The organism is Thermoactinomyces sp. CICC 10522, assembly GCF_016055075.1.
Taxonomy (GTDB): Bacteria; Bacillota; Bacilli; order Thermoactinomycetales; family Thermoactinomycetaceae; genus Thermoactinomyces_A; species Thermoactinomyces_A daqus.
On sequence record NZ_JAECVY010000048.1, the window covers coordinates 1 to 1992 of the forward strand.

At 41.0% G+C, this 1992-nt stretch carries 1 protein-coding gene and 1 pseudogene; both read left to right on the plus strand.

The genetic code is table 11. The features are described from left to right. Positions 1-594 precede the first annotated feature (594 nt). Positions 595-1404 carry a YitT family protein gene (locus I8U18_RS17485; RefSeq protein ID WP_198056617.1) on the plus strand — a complete coding sequence of 270 codons (810 nt, stop codon included), beginning with the start codon at positions 595-597 and terminating at the stop codon, positions 1402-1404. Positions 1405-1607: 203 nt separating this feature from the next. Next, positions 1608-1951 (plus strand): annotated as a pseudogene (locus tag I8U18_RS17950) (GNAT family N-acetyltransferase); the annotation flags it as partial. Positions 1952-1992 lie beyond the last annotated feature (41 nt).

Consider the following 1992-nt stretch of genomic DNA (forward strand, 5'->3'; position numbering starts at 1 on the left):
GCCAGCGTTCATCCTGAGCCAGGATCAAACTCTCCGATAAAGATCTAGCTCAAAAAGAATCAACAGGTCATGCTTCACTCTTTAGTTTTCAAGGAACACTCTCCATCGCCGCTGTTTTTAACGCGACAGCAATGAATATTCTACTACAACAGAACTGATTTTGTCAACAACTTTTTTATTGGTTTGTTCAGTTGTAATAAATTCTTGTCGCAACAGCAACAGAAACAGAAACTACTATACAACTCTCAAACAAGGATGTCAATACCTTTTTAGAAAAAAACTTATACTTTTATATGGTGCTGTCCAGTAAAAACCGTCTTCTTTCCCCATGGTGCCCCGAACGGCAGAGGCCCAATTTCACATAAAAACCCGTATCGTTTTTGAATATGCAGGATGAGTAGTATTCTCCCCGATTGAAGTACTTTTCATTAACATTCTCACAAAGCCGTTGCGAAAAAATAAGGTAAGCCATGAAACAGAAAATTACTGAAAGAAAAAAATTACTTCTGCCGCTTCTGCATCTCTTATATTCCAATTGTTCCAGTTTCTCAACTTCGCTATAATGTCTATATTGTTTGAGGAGGGGGTGAGAATTTGTCTAAAATCGTCACAATCTTTTTTGCATCGATCATCGGAGCGGTTGCCTACAATTCATTTTTGTTGCCGCACAAAGTCTTGAGCAGCGGTGTGACCGGAATCGCAATGATCATCGGACTGCTGACTCCCATTAACACGGGAATCATTAACCTGGCGCTTAATATTCCACTGTTTGTCATCGGCTCCTATAAGCTGGGAAAAAAATTTATGTTTTATACTATTTTTTCTGTTGCCGTGACATCAATCGCCATGGTCTATATCCCGGTTAAGCCCCTGTCTACCGATCCGATTTTATCAACAGTGTTCGGGGGAGTGCTGGCCGGCGTCTCTTACGGACTTATTTTTCGTTCCTCGGGTTCCACAGGCGGATTCGATATCATTGGCTTATTACTAACCCGTAAAAAAGATTTTCCCCTTGGGAATTTGCTTTTTGCCATGAATGCGATCGTTGTGTTTATCTCGGGGTTTTTGTTCAGTTGGGATATCGCCTTGTATACGTTGTTGTCCATCTTCACTGCAGGAAAATTGACAGATACGATCCACACCAGTCACGTCAAACTCACTTTGATGATCATCACCAGCAAAGGAGAGGAGATCAAACAGGTTCTTCTGTCCAATTTTGTCCGGGGAATTACCATTGTCGACGGTGAGGGAGCTTTCTCCAAAGAGAAAAGAAAGATTTTATTTATGATTATTTCCCGCTATGAACTTGCCAAAGTGAAAAAGCTGATCAAGGAAACCGATCCCAAAGCGTTTGTCAATATCACGCAAACGATTGAGGTCATGGGATATTTCAGAAAAAATTAACTCAGTCAACAAACCATTTATTTACAGCAAACGACATGATATGGAACTCAATCCATACATGTCTTTTTATTTTAATGAAAGCTTCATTCAGTGTTGGGTTTTTCATTTATTGGTGCCGCCATGCGTTAAACCAATTCGGTTTTCCTTTTGTTTTACTCAAGAAAAACTCTCCCTGTGCCATCCACCGCTGAAGCCCCACCTTTGATCGAAAGAATCAAAAAATTATCAGCACCATTGAATACGGTCCCCCGAGAGAGCTGATCAACCGTTGCACAGATGGAACATTGAAAGAATTGCCGGAGATAGGAACTGTGTTTGTTCATCCGGATTATCAAGAATTGGAACTTTGCTCTTCAATGTAATGATTCTCACCCTGATTAACAAGGGAATCAATGAATTTTGTCCGGACAGCGGATATCCCAATGCACAGAAAATATGGCGAAAGAAATTGGGTGAGCCTGATTATTTGCTGAAAGATTATTGGGGCCCGGGGCATGACCATATGATTTGGAGGAGATCCACACATGATATTCGCATCATATTTTAAAAGATGAAAGTCATGGCTCTGCGTCCCGTCCGGACACAATC